Genomic DNA, 2,048 nt, shown 5'->3' on the forward strand with positions numbered 1-2,048 from the left:
GACGGCGAGGGCGGCGCGGCGGGCGGGGCCACGGGCATACAGCGCCCGGACCAACAGGGCCGACAAGGCGAACCCGACCAGGCCGGGAGTCAGGGCGGTCAGGGCGACCGGGAGGTCGCCGACGGCCGTGGCGCTCGCCGCGGCACCCGAGGTGGAGCTGCGGTCGAGCGCTGCGAAGACCTGCCCGAGCTGAGGAGCGGCGGTCACCAGCGCGGTGGCGCCGGCGACGGCGACCACCGCGATCCCCCGCAGGGTCCGGGACACCACCGCGGCCCCGTCCCCGGTCGCGCCGTCGCCGAGTTCACCGGCGGCGGCGATCACCGGGAAAGCCGCAGTGGCGAGCGGAACGGCGAGCACGGCATACGGCAGGAGATAGAGGGCCTGCGCGTACTGATAGGTGATGAGCACCCCGGCTCCGCCGCGATGGTTACTGAGCCAGACGACCGCGAGGACGCAGACCTGCTGCGCCAGCAGGGCGAGCAGGCCGGCCCCGGCGAGCCGGCCGGCGCGAGCGGCCACGCCGGGCGGGAAGCGCAGGGTCGGGCGGATCCGGACGCCCAGGCCGCGCAGGGAGGGCAGCAGCGTCAACAGCATGGCCGCGACGCCAGCGGTGGTCCCCCAGGCGAGCAGATGGAGCATGCCCGCCCACGGATCGGCCGGATCGGTGGCCAGGAGTCCATAGGCCGCATAGGTGGCGATGACGACGAGGCTGGAGATCAGCGGAGCCGCCGCCGCGGCGGCGAAGCGGCGATGGGCCTGGAGGACTCCGCTCAGGACGATGCCGAGGCCGTAGAGGAGGACCTGGGGCGCGAAGACGAGCAGCATCGTGGCGCCCTGGTCGACGGCGCGCTCCCCCAATGTCTCTTCGTCGAGAAGGGCACTCGCGACGGGCCGGGCCAGGATCGCGACGAGAAGGCTGAGTGGAGCCAGGACCAGCAGGACCCAACCGACCAGGCCGGAGGCGATCCGCGAGGCGGACTCGCGGTCCCCGGCGGCCGCCCGGCCGGCCAGCAGGGGGACGGTCGCGGCGGCCAGGATGCCGCCCGCGGCGATCTCGTAGACGACATTCGGGACGGTATTGGTCGACTGGTAGACCGACCCGAGGGCTGTGGCCCCGACGGTGGCGGCGAAGACGAGCGTCCGGGCGAACCCGGCGAGCCGGGCCGCGGCGGTGAGGATCGCGATCGTGCGCGCGTGGCCGGCGACCTGCGGGTCCGCGTCCGTCATTCGCGGCCCCAGGCGTCGATCTCACGCAGGATCGGGGTGTCGGCGATGACACGGGTGAAGCTGACCTTCTCCGAGGCCAATGTCGCAGCGACCAGGACCGCGAGGGTGGCGACGCGCCCGCGGCGCCCGGTCTGGGCGACCAGGGCGGTCCCGACCAGCGCGCCGGCCGGGTTGGCGCCGCCGTCCCCGAGCATGGTCCGTCCGGCGAGGTCGTCAGGAAGCAGCCCGAGAGCGGTGCCCCCGGCGACCGCGGCAGGCAGGGAGCGGTTGGCGCGGGCGCCGAGGACGGCCGACGCCAGGACGACCGCCTTGAGCGCCCGGCCGGGCCGCAGGTCGAGTAGATTGACGAGGTTCGCGCTACCGGCGATGACGGCACCGCCGAGGAGGGCGTCGGCGGCTCGCCGGGGGCCGCTGACCGTCCGGTCCCGCACCGAGTCGGCCGCGATCAGGCCGCATGCCGCCAGGCCGATGATCTTGACCGCCCCGGTCGTCACCCGTCCGCTGCGCAGGGCCCCGAGATGGCCGCGCAATCCTTTGATCCCGGTCGCGCCGGTCAGGTCATCGAGCACGCCGACGGCGCCCGGGCCGAGTGCGCTGACGAGGAGCGCGACCGGTCGGCCGGATGCGCCGGTCACGTAGCCGGCGAGCGCCCCGGCACCCGCGCCGAGCACAAGGGCCGGCCCCTCGAGGAGGCTCACCGGGCGGCCGGCATGATTGGTCCGCTCCCAGCGCGCCGCCCCGCCCGGAGGATTGGCGCGCAGCCCGCGCAGCGCGCCCGCCGCGGCGAGGGGGCTGCCGACGGCGGCCGGCCGGAAGAGCGG

The 2,048-nt window shown here is 75.6% G+C and carries 2 protein-coding genes; both read right to left on the reverse strand.

The window, feature by feature from the left end; genetic code table 11:
* On the reverse strand, window positions 1-1,227 hold a 1,227-nt coding region (gene murJ / locus BN13_RS17190; RefSeq protein ID WP_268806975.1), incomplete at its 3' end, for a murein biosynthesis integral membrane protein MurJ.
* Window positions 1,224-2,048 (reverse strand): hypothetical protein (locus tag BN13_RS17195; RefSeq protein ID WP_235434103.1); only part of this gene is annotated, 825 nt, incomplete at its 5' end. The genes murJ and BN13_RS17195, both read right to left, overlap by 4 nt.

Origin of the sequence: Nostocoides jenkinsii Ben 74 (genome assembly GCF_001046875.1) — a bacterium.
Taxonomy (GTDB): Bacteria; Actinomycetota; Actinomycetes; order Actinomycetales; family Dermatophilaceae; genus Nostocoides_A; species Nostocoides_A jenkinsii.